The sequence below is a fragment of the Lacinutrix sp. Hel_I_90 genome (assembly GCF_000934685.1).
In the GTDB taxonomy this organism is placed as follows: Bacteria; Bacteroidota; Bacteroidia; order Flavobacteriales; family Flavobacteriaceae; genus Lacinutrix.
The window spans coordinates 1,037,501-1,040,000 of record NZ_JYNQ01000001.1; the positions used below are offsets into that span (position 1 = coordinate 1,037,501).

Consider the following 2,500-nt stretch of genomic DNA (forward strand, 5'->3'; position numbering starts at 1 on the left):
ACTACTTCATAATAACTCAAGATAACCAGTATCAAAGGCAATTCTACAGTTGAGCTGCAGGATTTCACCTCTGACTTAATTATCCACCTACGGACCCTTTAAACCCAATGATTCCGGATAACGCTTGGATCCTCCGTATTACCGCGGCTGCTGGCACGGAGTTAGCCGATCCTTATTCTTACAGTACCGTCAAGCTGCTACACGTAGCAGTGTTTCTTCCTGTATAAAAGCAGTTTACAACCCATAGGGCAGTCATCCTGCACGCGGCATGGCTGGATCAGAGTTGCCTCCATTGTCCAATATTCCTCACTGCTGCCTCCCGTAGGAGTCTGGTCCGTGTCTCAGTACCAGTGTGGGGGATCCCCCTCTCAGGGCCCCTATCTATCGTTGCCATGGTAAGCCGTTACCTTACCATCTAGCTAATAGAACGCATAGTCATCTTGTACCGTAACCTTTAATGATATCTTGATGCCAAGTCATCATACTATGAGGTATTAATCTTCGTTTCCAAAGGCTATCCCTCAGTACAAGGTAGATTCTATACGCGTTACGCACCCGTGCGCCGGTCGTCGGCGGTGCAAGCACCCCGTTACCCCTCGACTTGCATGTGTTAGGCCTGCCGCTAGCGTTCATCCTGAGCCAGGATCAAACTCTTCATCGTTAAATTTTAAAGTCTTTCGACTAATTTGCTTAACAACCAAAGAAATTAATTTTAGTACTCAAAATGGCTTATTCTCTTGTTTGAAAATTATCGTTTCCAATAACTCTCTTACGCTGTCAATTCAATATGTGTATGAACTTGTTTTCTGTTTCTCTAAGACCTTTATCGCTTAGCGGGTGCAAATATATAACCCTTTTTAGAAATAACAATCTTTTATTTTGATTATTTAATAATTATTTTACCCCGTTTTTGTTACTAACTTATTTCCAAGGTATTACATTCCATAAAATAATTCTTTAACGGCATTCTTTTTCTGTGAACTCAACCTTCATAGCTCAAATATATTTCCATAGTATTTCATATAAATTACAAATTAACAGTCAACAACTATATTAATCAATTAAAAAAAAAACTTAGCACCGCTACAAACAGTTTGAGAATCCATTTAACACCATAAAAACCTATAGCCCTTTTTGTAAATACTCTAATTATTATTTATACATAATCCGAGTCGGTTTAAATTCTCATTAAAAACAAAAGTTTTTGATTAGGATTTCTAAAATATTACAAACATAGAATTCCTTCTTATTTAAATTAACCAAATTTTTTGTAAAACGAAACAATTTAAATGACATTGAATCACTCTCAAAGGTTGCGTATAAATTAAATTATTTTGGTATAATTATAAAAAAGCTTAGCCTATTATAGAGTACTACACTAATTAATCATTCCAAAATTTCTAATCAAACCACTTGGCTGTAATTAAAAACAACAAAGTAATGCAACTTTATATTGAAGAGTCTAAAACAGTCATTACACACTCATGTCTTTAACAAAGCAGTGACTCTTCAAAATTTTATAATGAGGGAAAACATATTATGTATTCAAGTAAAAGGAAATAGCTGATAAAATAAAGTCATTAAACAAATGATGTTGTGATTTAAATTTAGCAACAAAGGTAACTGCCATAACGAATGTAATCTTTGTTATTTTTTAAACTTTGTCACCATTAGAGATTAAGATTAACACCATTTGTCACTAATCTGGAGTTAGACATAACCAAATTGAACGTAAAAGAATTAACTAAGTGATTTCAAAATAGGAAGTCAAGGTACAAGGCTAAATATGCTTTATGATTCCAAAGAAAATTATACGTTAATTATTTATGGCGGGTTTTTAAAAAAAAACAAACACTGTGGCACAAGTTTAGCCTAAGGGTAGCGGAAGTAGTATTTTTTTTTATAAATAGAACAGCTAAGTAATCGTCCTAGTTGGACCGTTAGGACACATAAGTATTCGTCTACTAGTGATATGATTCCAAAAAAAAAGGTTTAAACAAAAAAAAAGTCCTAAACAACTAAATGTTTAGGACTCTCTAAAAAAGGCGACGACCTACTCTCCCACAAATGTAGTACCATCGGCGCAAATGGGCTTAACTTCTCTGTTCGAAATGGTAAGAGGTGAGCCCCATCGCTATAATCACCTTAACTCTTTCGGCGTGTGTAGTTATATTAAATAATCTACTTACCGTATAAAATAACATATTGAAAAAAGCACGTTATACGTGATTTACATGAAAACTAGAATAATGTATTGCACTCTACTTCCTAGCACTAAGCTTGTCGAAGTATATAAAAAAACAGGCGTACAATAAGCCTATGGGTTATTAGTATCACTCGGCTATGACATTACTGCCTTTACACCTATGACCTATCAACGTAGTAATCTCCTACGACCCTTTAAAGAAATCTCATCTTGTGGTGGGTTTCGCGCTTATATGCTTTCAGCGCTTATCCCTTCCCAACGTAGCTACTCTGCAATGCTCCTGGCGGAACAACA

General features: G+C 35.4%; 3 rRNA genes (2 of these 3 cut by a window edge). All 3 read right to left on the reverse strand.

What is annotated here, in order from left to right:
• Positions 1-661 (reverse strand): 16S ribosomal RNA (locus tag GQ46_RS04560) (it extends 857 nt beyond the left edge of the window).
• Positions 662-2,040: 1,379 nt separating this feature from the next.
• Positions 2,041-2,148: ribosomal RNA gene (gene rrf, locus GQ46_RS04565) — 5S ribosomal RNA — on the reverse strand.
• Positions 2,149-2,307: 159 nt separating this feature from the next.
• A 23S ribosomal RNA gene (locus tag GQ46_RS04570) occupies positions 2,308-2,500 on the reverse strand (it continues 2,630 nt past the right edge of the window).